At 45.4% G+C, this 19,603-nt stretch carries 15 protein-coding genes; 10 read left to right on the top strand and 5 right to left on the bottom strand.

The window, feature by feature from the left end:
• Window positions 1-63 precede the first annotated feature (63 nt).
• On the top strand, window positions 64-1,062 hold the full coding sequence (locus P2A85_RS24055) for a glycosyltransferase family 8 protein (protein WP_377475881.1): 999 nt from the start codon (window positions 64-66) through the stop codon (window positions 1,060-1,062).
• Window positions 1,063-1,557: 495 nt separating this feature from the next.
• A complete protein-coding gene (carB, locus tag P2A85_RS24050) occupies window positions 1,558-4,863 on the top strand; it encodes a carbamoyl-phosphate synthase large subunit (RefSeq protein WP_377475880.1) in 3,306 nt (1,101 codons plus the stop codon).
• 241 nt (window positions 4,864-5,104) lie between these two features.
• On the opposite strand, the gene P2A85_RS24045 is transcribed toward carB, so the two are convergent.
• Both P2A85_RS24045 and surE read right to left on the bottom strand, forming a co-directional pair.
• A complete protein-coding gene (locus P2A85_RS24045) occupies window positions 5,105-5,503 on the bottom strand; it encodes a hypothetical protein (RefSeq protein ID WP_377475879.1) in 399 nt (132 codons plus the stop codon).
• A gap of 599 nt (window positions 5,504-6,102) precedes the next feature.
• Entirely contained in the window at window positions 6,103-6,909 is an 807-nt protein-coding gene (gene surE, locus P2A85_RS24040) for a 5'/3'-nucleotidase SurE (protein WP_377475878.1), read from the bottom strand.
• 188 nt (window positions 6,910-7,097) lie between these two features.
• On the opposite strand from surE, the gene pheS reads away from it, so the two are divergent.
• Window positions 7,098-8,102, top strand: coding sequence for a phenylalanine--tRNA ligase subunit alpha (gene pheS, locus P2A85_RS24035; RefSeq protein WP_377475877.1), 1,005 nt, complete (start codon window positions 7,098-7,100; stop codon window positions 8,100-8,102).
• A gap of 24 nt (window positions 8,103-8,126) precedes the next feature.
• Entirely contained in the window at window positions 8,127-8,531 is a 405-nt protein-coding gene (locus tag P2A85_RS24030) for an ABA4-like family protein (RefSeq protein ID WP_377475876.1), read from the top strand.
• A 136-nt stretch (window positions 8,532-8,667) separates the two neighbouring features.
• Here the strand turns inward: P2A85_RS24030 and P2A85_RS24025 are convergent, their stop codons facing one another.
• On the bottom strand, window positions 8,668-9,945 hold the full coding sequence (locus P2A85_RS24025) for a tetratricopeptide repeat protein (RefSeq protein ID WP_377475875.1): 1,278 nt from the start codon (window positions 9,943-9,945) through the stop codon (window positions 8,668-8,670).
• 78 nt (window positions 9,946-10,023) lie between these two features.
• On the opposite strand from P2A85_RS24025, the gene P2A85_RS24020 reads away from it, so the two are divergent.
• The 6 genes from P2A85_RS24020 (at window position 10,024) to P2A85_RS23995 (ending at window position 17,581) form a co-directional block, all read left to right on the top strand.
• Complete coding sequence (locus P2A85_RS24020) at window positions 10,024-11,286, top strand: esterase-like activity of phytase family protein (protein WP_377475874.1); 1,263 nt, start codon at window positions 10,024-10,026, stop codon at window positions 11,284-11,286.
• A 1,223-nt stretch (window positions 11,287-12,509) separates the two neighbouring features.
• The gene (locus P2A85_RS24015; protein ID WP_377475873.1) at window positions 12,510-13,364 is read left to right on the top strand and encodes an alpha/beta fold hydrolase; all 855 of its coding nucleotides are present in this window, start codon (window positions 12,510-12,512) and stop codon (window positions 13,362-13,364) included.
• Window positions 13,361-14,074, top strand: a complete 714-nt coding sequence (locus P2A85_RS24010) for a glycerophosphodiester phosphodiesterase (RefSeq protein ID WP_377475872.1) — start codon at window positions 13,361-13,363, stop codon at window positions 14,072-14,074. The genes P2A85_RS24015 and P2A85_RS24010 overlap by 4 nt, the downstream gene beginning before the upstream one ends.
• 46 nt (window positions 14,075-14,120) lie before the next feature.
• Window positions 14,121-15,167 (top strand): histidinol-phosphate transaminase, encoded by a 1,047-nt coding sequence (gene hisC, locus P2A85_RS24005; RefSeq protein WP_377475871.1) that lies wholly within the window; start codon window positions 14,121-14,123, stop codon window positions 15,165-15,167.
• 285 nt (window positions 15,168-15,452) lie between these two features.
• Window positions 15,453-16,595, top strand: a complete 1,143-nt coding sequence (locus tag P2A85_RS24000) for an RNA-guided endonuclease InsQ/TnpB family protein (protein WP_377475870.1) — start codon at window positions 15,453-15,455, stop codon at window positions 16,593-16,595.
• Between the two features lie 101 nt (window positions 16,596-16,696).
• A complete protein-coding gene (locus tag P2A85_RS23995; RefSeq protein WP_377475869.1) occupies window positions 16,697-17,581 on the top strand; it encodes an SH3 domain-containing protein in 885 nt (294 codons plus the stop codon).
• Window positions 17,582-17,717: 136 nt separating this feature from the next.
• Here P2A85_RS23995 and P2A85_RS23990 read toward each other — a convergent pair whose 3' ends face one another.
• Both P2A85_RS23990 and trxA read right to left on the bottom strand, forming a co-directional pair.
• Window positions 17,718-18,785: an LOG family protein gene (locus P2A85_RS23990; protein WP_377475868.1), complete on the bottom strand. Its 1,068-nt coding sequence runs from the start codon at window positions 18,783-18,785 to the stop codon at window positions 17,718-17,720.
• A 315-nt stretch (window positions 18,786-19,100) separates the two neighbouring features.
• Complete coding sequence (gene trxA, locus P2A85_RS23985) at window positions 19,101-19,424, bottom strand: thioredoxin (RefSeq protein WP_340523999.1); 324 nt, start codon at window positions 19,422-19,424, stop codon at window positions 19,101-19,103.
• Window positions 19,425-19,603: the final 179 nt, after the last annotated feature.

Here is a 19,603-nt window from a genome sequence, read left to right as displayed (position 1 = left end):
GCCTTTAACCTGTTCCATAATCTGAGGATTCTCACAGTTCGTCATCCTAAGCAGACTCAACAAATGAAGAGTATCCTCCTTCCCAGGCTCAAGTCTGGGAAGGCAGAAAACCGTTATTATCCCAGCCCCTGGAGTCGCTTCTCAAATGTCAAATCTAGAGAATTGGATTTTACCAAAGATTATGGTACTTTATTTATTAAGACCCTTTCCTTAATGAGTGAAATGTACTTATCCATTGTTGGCGATCGTAATTACATTTTAGGAATAGCAGCAATACTAAAATCCATAGAACTGAATGCTACCACAGACCCCAATCAGTCCGTTAACATTACAGTTGTCTCCACGGGTTTTAATACAGAGCAACAGGAAAAGTTGCAACAGTGCTGCAAATATAAGATTGAATGGCAAGAAGTGAAAGATAATTACAATGAGTTGATGTCGCTTTCTGGTTCTAAACTAACTTACGCTAGATTGGAGCCGGAAAAATACACAAAGGCGACAGAAAGACTAATCTGGCTCGACAGTGATATGATTGTGTTGGACAGCTTAGAGCCACTGTGGAATTTAGATTTTCAAGGAATGCCGATCGCGGCAGCGCTCAATGTGTGGGGTAATCCCAATAATGATCAAGATAAAAACCCTTATTTCAATGCAGGCTTATTAGTTTTCAATATGAAACTTTGGCTTGAGGAAAAGTTGTCAGAAAAAATGATTGCTGATGCGAAAGTCAACCTTTGGTCTGATTGCGACCAAGGGACATCAAATTCGGTTTTAGCGGGACGGTGGTATCAACTAGATCAGATCTGGAATAATCCTGATACTGAAGACACTTCTACTAAAGTGATGCACTTTATATCCCGACCAAAACCTTGGGAAAGTCCTGAACCGAATAAATTATGGATGGAGATGTTGTCTCAAACGCCGTTTAAGGATGAACTGGCGAAAATTCAAAATAATTCTGATTGGCTTTTGAATTTAAAGCTCAAATACGCAAGATGGGAGCCTTGGGTAAGGCACCCGATCAAAAAAATCAAGAGTTATTTAAAAAAACGATCCAGGTAAATTACGGAAAAATTAGCTCTCAAACCCCGTCTTTCTCAACCTCAAATCAGGAAATTAGGTGGAGAAAGCGGGTTTTTGCGTCCTTGGCTATAGGAGTTTAGTCGATCGCCAAAATATTTAGATAAAAATTATCATCAAATTATGGACTGGTCCTATCTATCCAAAAGCGACGTCTGGGTAGTGAAGCCAGTAGCGGCAGAACGTTGACAGCAGTTTGCCTGGTAAATTGTATTTTACAACACAAATTAGGCGACAGCACTTAAAATAGTCTGGATTTACCGATACACTGCACCCTTAGCAGGCGATGTATATTACCAAGAGTAGGGGGGTTGTGCCTTCAAACTCCTGAGAATGGTGCACAATTTCAAATTAATATCACATAACTGCACCATTTTCAGTAAGCTTTGGGTAGAACAGGCTTTCTAGCCTGTTGATAGCAATGGTGCAAAATGTAAAATCGATCGTTAATCTTGTCCAACTACCAATTACGAACCTATGCCCCGTCGCCAAGACTTACAAAAAATTCTGCTAATTGGTTCCGGCCCAATTGTGATCGGTCAAGCGTGCGAGTTTGACTATTCGGGGACGCAGGCTTGCAAAGCTTTGCGAGAAGAAGGTTATGAAGTAGTGCTGGTGAATTCCAACCCAGCTACGATTATGACCGATCCAGAAACAGCCGATCGCATCTACATCGAACCTCTAACGCCAGCCATCCTCGAACAAATCATCGCTAAAGAAAGACCACAAGCAATTTTACCGACAATGGGCGGTCAAACAGCCCTAAATTTAGCCGTCGCGGTCGCTAAGAATGGCGTTTTAGAAAAATACAACGTTGAGTTAATTGGCGCTAAGCTACCAGCAATTGAAATGGCAGAAGACCGACTGCTATTTAAAGAAGCAATGGCGCGCATTGGAGTAGCAGTGTGTCCTTCGGGAATTGCCAACAATCTAGATGAAGCCAAAGCAATTGGGCACCAAATCGGTTCTTATCCGTTAATTATCCGTCCTGCTTTTACAATGGGCGGCACGGGAGGAGGCATTTCTTACAATCAAGAAGAATTTGAAGAAATGGCCCAAGGTGGCATTGATGCTAGCCCCGTATCCCAAATTCTGATCGAACAATCTTTAATCGGTTGGAAAGAGTACGAACTAGAAGTGATGCGGGATTTAGCAGATAATGTGGTGATTATTTGCTCGATCGAAAATATAGACCCGATGGGAATTCATACCGGAGATTCCATCACAGTCGCGCCGGCTCAAACCCTGACAGACAAAGAATATCAGCGCCTGCGGGATGCTTCGATTAAAATCATTCGGGAAATCGGAGTTGAAACGGGCGGTTCTAACATTCAATTTGCGGTGAATCCGGTAAATGGAGATTTCATCGTCATTGAAATGAACCCCCGCGTTTCCCGTTCCTCGGCTTTAGCCTCAAAAGCAACAGGATTTCCCATTGCGAAAATGGCTGCAAAATTAGCAGTGGGCTACACCCTGGATGAAATTTCTAACGATATTACCAAGAAAACTCCTGCTTCTTTTGAACCCACAATTGACTACGTGGTGACGAAGATTCCCCGATTTGCTTTTGAAAAGTTCCCCGGTTCTGAACCGACCCTGACAACGCAAATGAAGTCAGTGGGAGAGGTAATGGCGATCGGGCGTAGCTTCAATGAATCTTTCCAAAAAGCGCTGCGAGGATTAGAAACTGGTCGGGCGGGTTTCGGTTGCGACAAACCAGAAAAGTTGCCTAGTTTGGAACAAATTCGCGCCGGATTGCGGACACCAAATCCCGATCGCATTTTCACAGTTCGCCACGCGATGATGATGGGAATGTCGGTGGAAGACATCTTTGAACTCACAGCAATTGACCCTTGGTTTTTGGACAAAATGCAGGAATTGCTGGAAACGGAGAAGTTCATGAAACGGACTCAGCTCCAGCAGTTGACCAAAGACACAATGTTTGCCATCAAGCAGTTGGGATTTAGCGATCGCCAAATTGCTTACGCGACCAAAACATCAGAAGATGAAGTTCGCACTTATCGCAAAAATTTAGGCGTAACACCGATTTACAAAACCGTTGATACCTGCGCAGCCGAATTTGAAGCATTCACGCCTTATTACTATTCTACCTACGAATTGGGAACAGCAATTTGGGAATTAGGCGATGAAGAAAAGAAGATTTCACCGGTGGCTCAAAGTCTCACCCCAGAGTCAGAAGTTTTGCCTTCTACTAAGCGCAAAGTAATGATTTTAGGCGGTGGTCCTAACCGCATCGGACAGGGAATTGAGTTTGATTACTGTTGCTGTCATGCTTCCTATTCCCTAGGAGCAGACGGGTTTGAGACAATCATGGTTAACTCCAACCCAGAAACGGTTTCGACGGATTATGATACCAGCGATCGCCTGTATTTTGAGCCCCTAACCAAAGAAGATGTCCTCAACATTATCGAGGCGGAAAATCCAGAGGGAGTCATAATTCAATTTGGCGGACAAACCCCGTTGAAATTAGCACTGCCTTTACAAAAAGCCCTGGAAAATCATCCAGACGTACAAACAAAAATATGGGGAACTTCGCCGGATTCCATTGATACTGCTGAAGACAGGGAAAGGTTTGAAAAAATTCTGCGAAAGTTGAATATTCAGCAAGCTGCTAACGGGTTGGCGCGCAGTTTTGAGGATGCTTTAATCGTAGCTCAACGGATTGGTTATCCAGTAGTAGTGCGCCCCAGCTACGTGTTAGGTGGCCGAGCCATGGAAATTGTTTATTCCGATACTGAATTGGAACGTTACATGACCTATGCGGTGCTGGTAGAACCAGACCATCCGATTTTAATTGACAAGTTCTTGGAAAATGCGACAGAGGTAGATGTAGACGCGATCGCCGATATTACAGGTAATGTCACTATCGGGGGCATTATGGAACACATTGAGGAAGCGGGAATTCACTCCGGCGACTCTGCTTGTACCATCCCTTACCAAACACTTACTGAAGCAGCTTTAGAAACAATTCGCCGCCAGACAGTGGAATTAGCCAAAGCCCTGAAAGTGATCGGGTTGATGAACATTCAATTTGCGGTTCAAGGAGAGCAAGTTTTCATTTTGGAAGCGAACCCACGGGCTTCTCGAACAGTGCCTTTTGTCTCCAAGGCGATCGGAGTACCCCTAGCAAAAATGGCCTCGCGGGTAATGTCTGGTCAAACTCTGGAAGCTTTAGGTTTTACTAAAGAAGTTGTACCCACTCACGTTTCGGTGAAAGAAGCCGTACTACCCTTTGCTAAGTTCCCTGGAACAGATACTTTGTTAGGGCCAGAAATGCGATCGACTGGCGAAGTCATGGGGATTGACACCGATTTTGGCAAGGCCTTCGCCAAAGCTCAATTGGGTGCTGGACAAGTCATGCCACTGTCAGGAACTGTACTGGTTTCCATGCGCGATCGGGACAAACTACCAGTTGTACCAGTTGTCAAGGAATTCTTGGAATTAGGTTTCAAAGTAGTAGCCACTCATGGTACTCGCAAAGTATTGGAAGAGCAAGGTTTAGATGTAGATTTGGTCTTAAAACTCCATGAAGGGCGGCCCAACTTGTTGGATTCGATCAAGAACGAGAAAATTCAACTAATTATCACCACACCTTCTGGTGAAGAGTCCCGCGCCGACGGCATCTTTATCCGTCGCACAGCATTAACCTACAAAATTCCGATTATTACCACCATTGCCGGTGCGAAAGCGACGGCGGCGGGAATTCGATCGCTCAAATCTAACCCAATGGAGGTAAAAGCAATTCAGGATTATTACCCCTAAATTTCCATCGCCCTTCCCTTTTTGAGCCATGGCTGATTCACATTTTTCTTAACACAATCAGGCTTGAGATGAGGGTGGGGCGTAGGTAGAAATTAATTTTCAGGTAGTAGAGTAGATCGATCGCCTTTGATTCAATCCTCATCAAAAGACTGCCCCCAGATTAATCCGGGGGCTAAATTATCTATACCTAAAAGAAGATAAATTTAAACGCATTGAGTGTCAAAATTCATGTAGCGAAATGTTAACGAGAGACACCCTGGGAATTGCCACTCCCACTCACCCACTCTAAAAATCCTTGAAACGGCTGCTGTCGCGGTAAGGATTGTTCCGTCGTCACGATCGCAAATCCCAGAAATACAGCACTTCCCAACAGAGCCAACAACGGCAAATGCTTCCCAAGCCCCAAATCGCGCTGAATGCGAGCTAGAGGTCTGCTCTCGCGCCTGAGCATTTTCCCCACCGTTAATTGTTTCAGGCTAAAAGGATCGCGGACAAAATGACCGCTCCAACTAATTACCAAATGGGAATGACAGTGAGGACAACTGAATAGTCCGCTAACCATCCCCACAGCCCCGACGATGCTGGAACGGTTGCAAATCGGACAAGTGACAGAATGAGTGTTGTAGGTGGGAGCGTTCATAACTGTTTTTCTTGAGTAAAAAAACCAATAACTAATAGAGAGCCAGCGCTAATGCCTAGGGCATAGACCTAAAGAGGCAGGGCGGTTTGATTCTTTGTAGGGGCAATCCCCCCGTGGTTGCCCCAATGCCTGAAATGACGGAAAATAGTCGGTGGGGGGGTAGGCACGGGGCACTAACCCTACAAAGCCCTCGTTTTTTGGAGAATGAAACCGCCCTGCCTAAAGAGGTACTTTTCCTTAATTCCTAGTTTACCGATACTTTTTTGCTAACGTTTGCTAACAAATACATAAGTTGAGAACTGATCTCAACTAAGGCGTATCAACCAATGCCCGTAGAAATCTCTACAAGCACTTGTACTATGAGCGTTCAGCTTGGTTTTCGCGTGACCGCATTTAGCCACTTTGATTATTTGCTTTGATACTGTAGAGGCAACTTATTTAGATAGAGGTTGCTTACTACCAAGGTTTTTCACCTAAATCCGAGCGACTAAATTCATTCTACATGACATCAAGACAAGAAGGCAAATGTAAGTGATTGTTACCAAATGTCAGAAAAAGTCTTACTGTTAATCAACCTCTGATATCCGCCAGATCGGATCTCAATTCATTGTAAAACCTTTAAATTTCCAATCCTGTAAACTATGCAAGTCTCCGCCACAGGTGAGGTTGTATTGAAGAGGAGTAATCGTAATTTTATGGTCGCCAATTGCTTGTACATCCGTAGGAATATCTCGAAAATCAGAGGTTTCTGAGGTTTCTTCCACATCTTCTAACAATTCCCCAGCTAGCCAATAATAAGTTTTGCCGCGGGGATCGGTACGCTTTTGAAATATATCGAAATAGCGGCGAATACCTTGACGGGCGATCGCAACTCCGGTAATTTCAGCTTGTTTAACCGCTGGTATATTCACATTCAACAACATGGGTTTTGCCATAGGTTGTTTTTCCAACTGTGAGAGCAAACTCACCGCAAAATTTACTGCCGGCTCAAATTCCAGGGAACTATAGCTCGCAAGGCTGAAAGCTATGCTGGGAATGCCTTCCATAATTCCTTCCATCGCCGCCGAAACCGTCCCAGAACAAATGATATCCGTTCCTAAATTCGGGCCGTGATTAATACCGGCCAGAACAAAATCTGGCGGTTTGTCCAGTAAAGCCCACAAAGCTAGTTTCACGCAGTCAGCAGGAGTACCGGAACAAGCCCAAGCTTTGACTGCTGGGTCAAAAATAGATTCGACAACTTCGGCGCGGATGGGTTGGTGCAGGGTGAGACCGTGACCTGTCGCCGACCGTTCTCTGTCGGGACAAACTACGCTGACGTCATGACCAGCGGCGGCGAGTGCGTTGGCGAGGCGGAGGATGCCTTGTGCAAAGATGCCGTCGTCGTTGCTAATTAGAAGTTTCATGAAAAGTTTTGTAGGCCACATGACAATACTAAACTAAATTCAAGTCTGGCGATCGCTTTGGCCTCTAATTACCAATTACCGACTCAGATCTCAAATCTCAAATCAACCAGCTACTCGCACTCAAATTGCGCTAAACTCAGCTTGGCTCCAACAGCCATCAATCTAAAATCTAAAATCTAAAATCTAAAATGACTGTCCAGAAGAGCGACATTGAAACCCAACTAGAAACCCTAGGCCAAGAAGCCAAAAGTGCGATCGCCACCACTAATACCCTCGAACAACTCGAACAGTTGCGCGTCAATTACCTAGGTAAAAAAGGTCAACTCTCTCAAGTTTTAGGCATGATGGGCAAACTGCCGCCAGATCAGCGACCGAAACTAGGTGCGATCGCCAATATCGTCAAAGAAGCCCTACAAACAGATTTAGAAGACAAACGCACCTCCCTCCAAACCGCCCAAATCCAAGCCAAACTAGCCTCAGAAACCCTCGATGTCACCATGCCTGGGATTTTTCGACCCCAAGGCAGAATACACCCCTTAAACAGCGTCATAGACCGCGCTTTAGATATCTTTGTTGGCCTCGGCTACACCGTAGCCAACGGCCCAGAAATGGAAACAGACTATTACAATTTTGAAGCACTAAACACCCCGCCAGACCACCCAGCGCGGGATATGCAAGATACCTTTTATCTCCCAGGCGGAAACCTGCTGCGAACCCAAACATCCTCGGTGCAAATTCGCTACATGGAACAGCACAAACCCCCGATTCGGATTGTCTCTCCCGGCCGCGTTTACCGCCGCGATACCGTCGATGCTACCCACGCCGCCGTCTTCCATCAAATTGAACTTTTGGCCATAGATGAAGGGCTGACATTTACTGACTTGAAAGGCACAATCAAAGAATTTTTGCGACAAATGTTCGGGCAAGATTTGCCCATTCGTTTTCGCACCAGTTATTTTCCGTTTACAGAACCGTCTGCCGAAGTAGATTTGCAGTGGAATGGTAAATGGCTAGAAGTTTTAGGATGCGGCATGGTCGATCCTAATGTTCTGAAAGGAGTTGGTTTAGACCCGGAAAAATACAGTGGTTTTGCCGCAGGTTTTGGTGTCGAGCGCTTCGCAATGGTACTGCATGAAATTGATGATATTCGTCGGGTTTATGCCAGCGATTTGCGCTTTTTACGCCAATTTTAACTAACCATATAGCCGTGATTTAAGATGACACCAGAACTAATTTTTACAGTAGGAAACCTGTTCGTTTTGCCCTTCTGGGCAATCATGATTTTACTACCAAACTGGGGAATTACTCGAAAAGTGATGAATTCCTTCATCCCCTTTGTAGTGCTCGCCCTGATGTATATCTATTTGTTTGTTACCAGCATCACCCCAGAAAATGCTGCGGCTTTGTCAAATCCCAAACTAGCAGATATCGCCAAATTTCTTGGGGAAGAAACCGCCGCAGCTACAGGATGGATACATTTTTTAGTGATGGACTTATTTGTCGGGCGTTGGATTTACTTAGAAGGACAACGCACCGGAGTTTGGACGATTCATTCCCTCGCATTGTGTCTATTTGCAGGTCAGATGGGATTGCTGTCTCACATTCTTCTTCCTTCTTCCTGAATTTCCCCCCTTGGGGGGGGCAGGGGGGGGTGACTTCTTCCTTCTTCTTAAAATCGAATTGTCGGGTGCGTCAGGAGAGTTTTTTAAACAATTTTTAAGGTTCTGGAACTGACGCACCTTACCAATTCAGCCCATGTTACGAAGTCCTTTGCAATTGCTTGTTAACCTTGAGAATTTTTTTATCAAAATACTCTTGTCTGTGTCCCAATCTTTTAGCCACATCCAAGGCTTTTTGATAAGCTTCTAAAGCTTTGTTGTAGGTTTTCATCTCCTGATAAACTTGACCAAGATTATCGTAAGCATTCATCAATCCATACAAGTTATAAGCCCGTTCTTCTAACAGTAACTGCATTTGATAAATCCGCAAAGTCGGTTCCCACTGTTTTTGCGATCGATAAAGCAATGCTAATTTTTCCAACGCTTCGCTAGCGTGGGCATACTGTTGAATGGGGACGGCTAAATTGTATGCTTCCTGATAGTATTGAGCCGCTAAATTGATTTGACCTAGGGTTTCGTAATCCGCAGCGATCGCAATTTTTAGCGGTGGTACAGCGTTAGGATTTTGCAGATTCATATATACTGATACCAATTTCTCCCTAGCCGCGATCGCCTTCAGATGTTGTTTAGACTGGTGGTAAACATAGGCCAACTGTCTCAGAGAATCCACCTCAGTGGGAGGAGTTACAGCCACAGGAGGCGCACCATTCCCCGCCACCACAGGCGGAGTCGAAACCACAGAGTTTGCAGCAAACAAAGCGCGATTTTCCTGAATTAAACTTGCCAATTCCTCATACACAGCAGCAGCTTTTTCATAACTCAACCAATTGATATGAATTAGCCCCATCGCCTTTAAAGTCTGACCCTCAGCCAAAATATCCTGTTGCTGCCGCGCATTGTCAAGAATTTGTTGATAAACTTCTATAGTCGGGCCCTTAGCACGCACTTGTTGAAAAGCAGCAGCCAAAACTCGCAGTAAATCAATATCAACTGGTACCTGAGATTTGACTTGTTTTTGAATTACTTGGAGCCGTTGAGTAATAAACTGTAATTCAATGGTTTTACTGTTACTCCAAGCCACACTTCCTACCCGACTCAAAGCAGCAATTTCCACCGCCGGGCCCAGATAGCGTCGCAGGCGCAATTCTCGGAACCAAATATCAAAAGCACCCACTCCATCTCCAGCTTGCAGTTTAGCCAATGCTTCTAAGTTTAAGCCATCTAAAGCCACGCTCAATTCATCCCGCTGAGTGCTACTCAAAGATTCATTCGTGGGAGTTAACGGATCGGGTGTGGTAATCTCTAACGGATTAGGAGAAAATTGATCCAAACCTGGTGGAGTGGTTTGAGCGCTAGCAATTGAACTAGCACATAGCCACAAGAAAAGCAAGCACCCGATGGGTACAGAAATTCCCATCCTCAAAATTTGGTGGGAGCGAACCCCTATCGATTCCCGAAACATCAAGTTTTGCATATCTACAAAACGGTATATATTATGTCACAAAGATGGCACAAAAGCCAAGAATTGAACCAAAACAGCCCAATAAAAATTACCGCACTGAGCAATTATTTGGATTTTAAGAGCCTGGGCGATCGCATTTTACGCTTATTCAGTTTAGCCTTAATTTTGTTAACTATTTGCACAGCTTGTGCACCGCCTCCCGCAGCAGCAAAAGACCGCTCTTTCCCGGAAATGTCCCTAGAATTTCTGGGAGACTACCAATTACCAAAAATTAATTTTGAAGGAGTCCCCGTCGGAGGCTTATCAGGAATTACCTACGACTCCAAAGGAATGAGCCCAGGGACTTCCCAAGGTTATCGTTTTTACGCTATTTCCGACGACCCCAGCGAAAACGGAGAAGCCAGATTTTACAGTCTCCGACTAGACCTCAAATTACCAGATGCAGCCAATATTCGTCTGAAAAAAGTTGCTATTGAAGCTGTGACTTCTCTCAAAAAAGCAGATGGCCAAACATTCTCTTGGGGGGCCATCAATCCTGAAGGTATCGCTCTTTCTCCCCGCAATTCCGTCTTTGTCGCCAGCGAAGGTGTCACTCACGTTGGCATTCCTCCCTTTGTGGGAGAATTTGACCTCAAAACTGGCAATTGGCGGGGGGAATTGCCAATTCCCCAGCGCTATCTTCCCGATGCTAGCGATGAGAAACAGCAGCAAGGAGTCTTAGATAATTTGGGATTTGAATCTCTGACAATTGACCCCGAAACTTTTAGTCCAGGTGGTCTCGATCCGTTTCGTTTGTTTGTGGCCACAGAAGCCCCTTTAATGCAAGACCTAGACCCCGAAAATGCTAGTAAAATTCGGATACTGCATTATATCATAGTCAACCAAACACCGCAATTGATATCAGAAAATCTTTACACTTTAGACCAAGTTCCTTTAAGTATTTTGAACGGTTTAACAGAATTAGTAACTGTTGGTGGCGGTCAATTTTTGAGTTTAGAGCGTTCTTTTGGGCTTTCAGGATACGGCGCGCGGATTTATCAAGTAGCAGTAGGAGCAGCTACAGATACTTCGAGAATCAAGAGTTTCAAAGGGGGGTTGTCTGTAGTTGAACCTGTGAGGAAAAAATTGCTCTTAGACTTGAGCGAATTAGGAATTCCGTTGTATAACTTAGAAGGAATGACCTTGGGACCGCGCTTACCAGATGGTAGCCAAAGTTTAGTTTTAGTCAGCGATGACAGTTTTGATGAAGCACAAAAAACTCAGTTTATTTTGTTGAGTCTCAAAGGCAAATATTAGGCGATAGGGGCTGGCTATGATCCGTTCCCCACAATCAAATCCCGTCTTTGTGGAATAGGGCCGAAAGCTATTAGTGTCAACAATTGCTTGAAAGCATGGTGTGTATTTATCCTCGTCTCTAGAGGGGAGTTAGAGCCGACACAGCCCCAGCCCCTCTCTAGAGGGGAGGTAGAGCTGACACAGCCCCAGCCCCTCTCTAGAGGGGAGGTAGAGCTGACACAGCCCCAGCCCCTCTCTAGAGGGGAGGTAGAGCTGACACACCCCCAGCCCCTCTCTAGAGGGGAGGTAGAGCTGACACAGCCCCAGCCCCTCTCTAGAGGGGAGCTAGAGCCGACACACCCCCAGCCCCTCTAGAGAGGGGAGGTAGAGCTGACACAGCCCCAGCCCCTCTCTAGAGGGGAGGTAGAGCTGACACAGCCCCAGCCCCTCTCTAGAGGGGAGGTAGAGCTGACACACCCCCAGCCCCTCTCTAGAGGGGAGCTAGAGCCGACACACCCCCAGCCCCTCTCTAGAGGGGAGCTAGAGCTGACACACCCCCAGCCCCTCTCTAGAGGGGAGCTAGAGCCGACACACCCCCAGCCCCTCTCTAGAGGGGAGCTAGAGCCGACACACCCCCAGCCCCTCTCTAGAGGGGAGCTAGAGCCGACACACCCCCTCTCTGGAGGGTCTGGGACTCTCGATCCGGTTCCCCTCCTGGGAGGGGCTAGGGGTGGGTCTTTTACCAGCTATTATTCCCCATCGTCGTTTTTTTGAGAATGAAACAGCCCAGCCCCAGACCCTCTCTGGAGGGTCTGGGACTCTCGATCCGGTTCCCCTCCTGGGAGGGGCTAGGGGTCGGTCTTTTACCAGCTATTATTCCCCATCATCGTTTTTTTGAGAATGAAACAGCCCAGCCCCAGACCCTCTCTGGAGGGTCTGGGACTCTCGATCCGGTTCCCCTCCTGGGAGGGGCTAGGGGTGGGTCTTTTACCAGCTATTATTCCCCATCGTCGTTTTTTTGAGAATGAAACAGCCCAGCCCCAGACCCTCTCTGGAGGGTCTGGGACTCTCGATCCGGTTCCCCTCCTGGGAGGGGCTAGGGGTGGGTCTTTTACCAGCTATTATTCCCCATCATCGTTTTTTTGAGAATGAAACAGCCCTGGGGGCTAGGGAGGATATCTGTGACTGGCTTTCAGACTTAAGTTGATAAATCAGTTAATTTTAAATAAGTTTAATTAACAAAGATGCCAACTCGTCACACATTAGTTTTGCCAGAAATCGAAATTTCTTACTTAGAATGGCGACCAAAAACAGCATCACAACAAGTTCCACGCTTGCTGTTGTTACATGGTTTAGCAGATAGTGCAGTTGTCTGGATGAGTCTGGGAAATTATTTGTCAAACCGCTACCATATTGTAGCGCCAGATATGCGCGGACATGGCGAGAGTACCAAACCAGATATCGGCTATACTTTTGAAAGTGCGATCGCCGATTTAGAAGCTTTGATGGCACACCTCAACTGGTCCCAGGCTCACATTCTCGGACATTCTTGGACGGGAAAGCTAGCGCCAATTTGGGCCAGACAAAATCCCGATCGCTTTTGCAGTATGATTTTAGTAGACCCCATCTTCATCACCAAACTTCCCGCTGTGATGAAACTCACCCTACCACTTCTTTACCGCAAATTAGATTGTCTCAAATGTATGGGCCCTTTTGCTACTTTATCCGCAGCGGAAACAGCAGCCAAACTCTCAGGAGAATACGCAGCTTGGAGTGAGATGCAACAAATTGTATTCCAACAGCAAATCGAGCAAAAATCCGATGGTACTTGGGGTAGTAAATTTGTGATTCCCGCCCGCAATCAGATATTTACAGAAGTGATGCAAGTTGCTGGTTTAACTGAAAATATTCACATTCCAACTTTGTTAATCCAGCCCGAAAAAGGTGTGAATCGCATGGATTGGCAACTCCAGCCCTATCAGAGATACTTGAAAAATCTTACCATACAGAAAGTACCGGGAAATCACTGGTGTTTTTTGGTAGAAGCGGCAACTTTTAATCAGACTGTGGCTGAATTTTTAGATACAACAAAATCATGAGTTTAGAAATTATTGCCCATCGGGGTTTTTCTTCGATCGCCCCTGAGAATACCTTAGCAGCTTTTGAACAGGCGATCGCCCGTGGCGCTCATTCCATCGAATTAGACATCCAGCTATCGGCTGACAGCATACCAGTCATTTTCCACGACGCGACACTCGATAGGATTACTGGTGTTTCTGGTAAAGTCAGGGACAAAAACTTACGGGAATTGCAGTCACTGGATGCAGGTAAATGGTTCAGAGATGAATTTTCAGGACAAAAAATCCCCACCTTAACCGCAGCATTACCTCTCCTCAAACAAGTTGACCAATTTCTCTACTTTGATGTCAAACCCCACTGCGAATGGTCTAATTCAGAAGTAGCAGATTTTGTCAATACTTTGCAGGAGGGTGGAATCACTGAAAAATGCGTGATTACTTCCTTTAACGATGGATTTCTCGAACAAGTGCGCCAAATAGCTGATGATTTGCCACTCGGACATATTGTTGCTAATCTGGAAGCGTACCAAGCTCAATTGGCTCAATCTGTAGTTAAGGGCGATCGTCTCATTAGCACTTTGTATAGTGTTTTGCTGGCAAATCCTGGATTGATTGCAGAAAGCCGCAGTCAGGGAGTTGACATTGTGGCCTGGACGGTGGACGATCGAGAAGATTTGCAAAAGTTACTTGATTTAGGCATAACACGGATTGTCACTAATTGTTTGATATAATTTTTTTTCACTACCAATGAATCCCGATCTAAGCCCATAATAATAGATGAATTACTTTCGCCAAAAAATCCACGAAATGTCTGGCTATGTACCAGGGGAACAACCACCACTAGGTACTAAAATTATTAAACTCAATTCTAATGAAAATCCCTATCCACCTTCTCCAAAAGCTTTAAAAGTGCTTCAGGAAATAGACGGGGAGATACTGCGGCGCTATCCAGATCCCACTGGTAAACAATTCCGCATCGCAGCCAGTCAAGTCCTGGGAGTTCCTGATGATTGGATCGTGGTAGGTAACGGTAGCGATGATTTGTTAAACTTGATAGTTCGCGCCGTGGGCGAAACTGGTAAACAGGTGGTTTGTCCTTCCCCAACCTATGTATTGTATCGCACTTTGGCAGAAATTCAAGATGTGGAATTAGTCGAAATTCCCTATCCCGATGACTATCAGTTACCTGTTGATTTACTAATAGCAGCCCAAGGTGCTGTCACTTTTGTGGCTTCACCAAATAGTCCATCGGGAACGGCGATACCTCTAGCAGATTTGGAGCAACTAGCTAGGGGTTTATCTGGCATTCTTGTGATTGATGAAGCTTATGTGGATTTTGCAGAAAATCATGCTTTGGAGTTGACAAAAACCTACAATAATGTTATAGTTTTGAGGACGCTTTCTAAAGGTTACTCCCTAGCCGGATTGAGGCTAGGTTTTGGCATTACAAATCCTGCCTTGATAGCTGAGTTAAATAAAATTAAAGACAGTTATAATGTGGATGCTTTAGCTTATCTAGTGGCTGCGGAGGCGATCGCAGACCAGACCTACAAAACAGCCAATGCCGAAAAGATTAAAGCTTCACGACAAAAATTAGCCCTCAGCCTCAAAGAATTAGGCTTTGACATTTGGCCATCCCAAACCAACTTTTTGTTAGTCCGTCCGCCCCAGGGCGATGCGGAAAGGATTTATCAAAGACTGAAACAAGAGGGAATATTGATTCGATACTTCAATCAACCCCGATTAGCAGATAAGTTGCGAATTACTGTAGGTACGGAGGCACAGAATCAAATATTAGTTAAAATTTTGACCAAAATTTTATAAGTAACTAGAGACACAAAAAAAATAAAACACCCACAGTCCTGATTTCTTAAAGAAGTCGGGACTTTCACCAAGGAGTTAAAATTAATTTATGTGAATAAATATTGACGTATTAACCTAAAAATGTTAAACACAGCTAGATGTGGAAAGACCAAAAGACCCATCCACTTTTTTGCTATATTGACCAATAAAATGGGATACAAGCCCCGTCCTTATAGGACGGCTTTAATTCTTCTTGATATTGCTAGCAAAATCTAGTATGATAGAACAAGTAAATAGTAGAAAATAATGAAAGCAAGGTATCAGTACAGATTCTACCCAACCGACCAACAAAGACAGAGCTTTGCTCTGTTATTTGGTTGTGTCCGTGTAGTCTGGAATGATGCCTTAGCTTTGTGTAAACAGTCCGAAAAGAAGCCTAAGTCGGCCGAGCTTCAGAAGATAGTAATCACTCAAGCTAAACAAACCAAAGAAAGGGCTTGGTTGAGTGAAGTCTCCTGTGTCCCTTTGCAACAGTCTGTATCTGATTTGGAGACAGCATTTAAGAACTTTTTTGAATCTTGCAAAGGGAAAAGAAAGGGGCGAAAGGTAGGCTATCCCAAATTCAAAAAAAGGACTAAGAGCCAGTCGGCACGGTTTAGAATAGGTGGTTTTTCCCTGAAAGGGGATGAGGTTTACTTAGCTAAAATAGGTAATGTCAAACCGATTTGGTCTAGGAGTCTACCGTCAGAACCTAGTTCTGTAACTGTTATCAAGGACTGTGCTAATCGCTATTTTTTAAGCTTTGTCGTAGAAGTTAAACCTATTCAAGTTGATGCCAAGAACCAAAGCATCGGGATTGATTTGGGTATCAAAACTTTTGCGGTGATGAGTGATGGCGATCGAGCGGAAAGTTCTAACTACAAAGCTCTCGATCGAAAAATTCGCAAACTTCAGAAAAAGTTAGCCCGTCAACCCAAAGACTCAAAGCGTCGGAACAAGACTCGGATTCAAATAGCCAAACTGCACAGTCAAATTGCCGACACTCGTAAAGATTTCCTGCACAAATTGTCAACCAAAATAGTCAACGAAAACCAAGTGATTATCTTGGAAGATTTGAACCTGTCGGGAATGGTCAAAAATCGCAAACTTGCTAGGGCAATTAGTCAGCAAGGTTGGTACGAATTCCGAGCTTTATGTGAGGGCAAATCTGAGAAACTGGGACGCGATTTTAGGGTAATTAGTCGCTGGGAACCTACCAGTCAAGTCTGTTCAGATTGTGGTTTTAAATGGGGTAAACTCGATCTAAAAATCCGAGCTGTTCAGTGTCATAATTGCGGAACCGAGCACGATCGAGATGAAAACGCAGCCAAAAATATAAATAAAGTCGGGACAGGGCATTGCCACGACTCTAAATGGGCGCAGAGAGAGAGTAAGACTAGCAACGGTTAGCATCACCCAATGAAGCGTCAAGAATCACCGCACTTTTAGGGCGGTGAGTATGTCAAGTGCAATTAAGATAATGATTGTGGTGAAATGAGGAGTTGAACGTAATGACAAACATCAATGGTTGGAACAAACCGGCTGTATTGCTGAGCGCGATCGCGCTCGTCGTCGGTAGTCTGCCCGCAAATAGCATCCCTGCGGTAGCTGAATCAACATCCAATATCAGCGACAATATTTCCTTCACAAATAGCCCCACCTTTCAAATAGCCCAAGCTGGGAGCCTTTGTCGGAAAGTTACTCCCAAAGAGGGTTTGACTGTTCGCCAGGGTCCAGAAACCAAAGCTGCTAGAGTTGGCGGTGTCGCCATGAACACTCAAGTAACCTTGGCTAGCGGCGCGACTACCATTAAAGGCTCCGACGGCCGCCTCTGGATGGAAATTACCGCTCCGGTAAAGGGTTATGTGGCAGTTGGATATCCCAATAACGAGGGTAATTTAGTTTCCTGTACCACAGGAAGCGCCGTGACTCCGAGTCCTTCCCCCGCACCAGCCCCCGCACCAGCACCAGCGCCCGCCCCAGCCCCAGCGCCCGCCCCGACACCAACGCCAAAACCCACACCAGCGCCGATGCCGGCCCCAGCACCAGCGCCCGCGCCCGCCCCGATGCCAGCCCCAGCGCCAGCACCAGCGCCAGCCCCAGCACCAGCGCCAGCACCAGCGCCAGCACCCGCACCAGCCCCAGCGCCCGCCCCTGGCCCTGTAAGTCTGTGCCGCCAAGTAGAACCTCGTGTAGCACCCAATGGTCTAATTATCCGCGCGGATGCTTCCAAAACTTCTGCGATTAAAGGTAGCGTCGCGGCTAACGGCAAAGTAACGCTGGTGCCCAATTACCAGTCTGTGAAAGATAAGAATGGAGAAAATCGTAATTGGGTGGAAATTTCCGCCCCTGCGCCTGGATTTATATCTGCTGGCAATTTGATTATGTGCAAGTAAGATGAGGTAATGGGTAATGGGTCATGGGGCATAGGGCATGGGGTATGGGGCATTACTAATTACCTATTACCCATTACCTATTACCCATTACCTATTACCTTGTTCCATAAAGTTTCATCAATAAGTCCTCTACTCACTATTTTTGTTCGGGATGGGCTGCTTCCGGGGAATCTGCACCCATTTGATTGATAGTAGCAATTAGCTGATATAGCCTGCCTATATGTCGCTGGTTGAAATGCAATATTAGCCTTGGTAAATCGAAACTTTCGTCTCCGACTTCTGCTTGTAAAGCTTGAGTTTTTTCAATTTTACCCTGGATTAAAATATCGCTGAAATCCGTATTTAACCGATCGACACTATCATCAGAAAGTTCCGATTTTAACCGAATTACCAGTTTTTCATTCACGTAGCGACACGAGTGATAAACTAGATAAAAATTGGCGATCGCCTCGCAGGCTAATTCCACATTATCTGTCACCGTATATAAACTGCGATCGTCGCCGGAAATCAAACCCCTCCCCCGCAATTGTTTTTGCACAAAAGCATCCAAATCCTGCCAATAATCGCCACCTGGTCGATCGATTAACACCACAGGAGCAGGTCCAAACTTGCCCGTTTGAATCAAAGTCAGACACTCAAAAGCCTCATCCAGAGTGCCGAAACCGCCTGGAAACAGAGCCAAAGCATCGCTTTCCCGCAAAAAAAACAACTTGCGAGTGAAAAAATATTTAAAATTGAGCAATTTGCCATCACCGGCAATGAAAGGATTAGAACCTTGCTCGAAAGGCAAATTAATATTCAGTCCAAAAGAATGTTCAGCAGTGGCCCCCTCATTCCCTGCTTGCATGATGCCCCCGCCACCGCCAGTAATCACCATAAACCCCTGTTGGGTAATGGCTGTCGCAAAATCTTTGGCTATCTGATATTCGGGCGACTCCGGGGACACCCTTGCCGAACCAAAAATCACTATTTTGCGAACGTGACGGTAAGGATAAAACATGGAGAAAGCCTTTTCCATATCTCCCAGAGATGCGGAGATAATTTTCCAGTCTAGGCGATCTAGATCCTCTCCGGCTATTCGCACTAGAGTAGAGAGCGATCGTCCGATCCACTCTTGGTGCTTCAACAGAGGCAAGCGATCGATCAAATCTATCACCTTAGCCTGGAGAGATTCAAAAGCTTTGCCAGACGGAGAAGGAATCATGAATTTTTATGTAACTGCAACAATTAATAGCAACTTAACATCGAGGGTACAACCACACTCATCCGCCACAAGTAGTGTTCAGGAATCAATTAACCTAGGTTCGATCCTGTTCCTGCAAGGTACTTTTTCTCAAAGATATCCTTAATTCCAGGAAAGGTCTTGGAATATGGCATGAAACTGTTACCGATATGAAGACCTCTGGCAAATGTAAGTTATTGTTAACAAAGTCAGAAAAAGTCTTACTGTTAATCAACCTCCCAGTCACTACCCAATTTGGATATATTTGGGTAGATTTTGGTAGATCTTCAAAAGTGGTTAAATGTACTTTTCCAAAGTGTTAGCCAGAGTAGTTTTCGGAACTGCCCCAACCACCATATCCACCCGCTGACCGCCCTTAAATATCATCAGTGTTGGAATACTGCGGATACCGTATTGACTAGCCACGTTAGGATTTTCGTCGGTATTAACTTTTACTACCTTCACCTGTCCATCAAATTGCTGAGCAATTTCATCTACGACAGGGGCGACCATCCGACAGGGCCCGCACCAAGGAGCCCAAAAATCAACTAAAACTGGAACTTCGCTATCGAGCACTTCCTGCTTGAAGGTAGAGTCGGTTACTTGCGCGGCTGCTGACATCCCTAGCCATCCTTGTAAATACTATTTCTCGGTTTATAATTCTAGCAAAAAGTGTAACCAGTCGCACTAAATATTTTAGGCAGTTGGCAGTTGGCAGTTGACAGTTGGCAGTTGGCACAAGGAAGAGGGATGGCGATCGATCGACGTGGCGACGCAAATCAAAGCCTCAAACCCTTACT

The organism is Microcoleus anatoxicus (assembly GCF_042465725.1).
In the GTDB taxonomy this organism is placed as follows: Bacteria; Cyanobacteriota; Cyanobacteriia; order Cyanobacteriales; family Microcoleaceae; genus Microcoleus; species Microcoleus anatoxicus.
The sequence above is the reverse complement of the archived record's forward strand: the minus strand, read 5'-3'. Positions and strand labels throughout refer to the sequence as shown.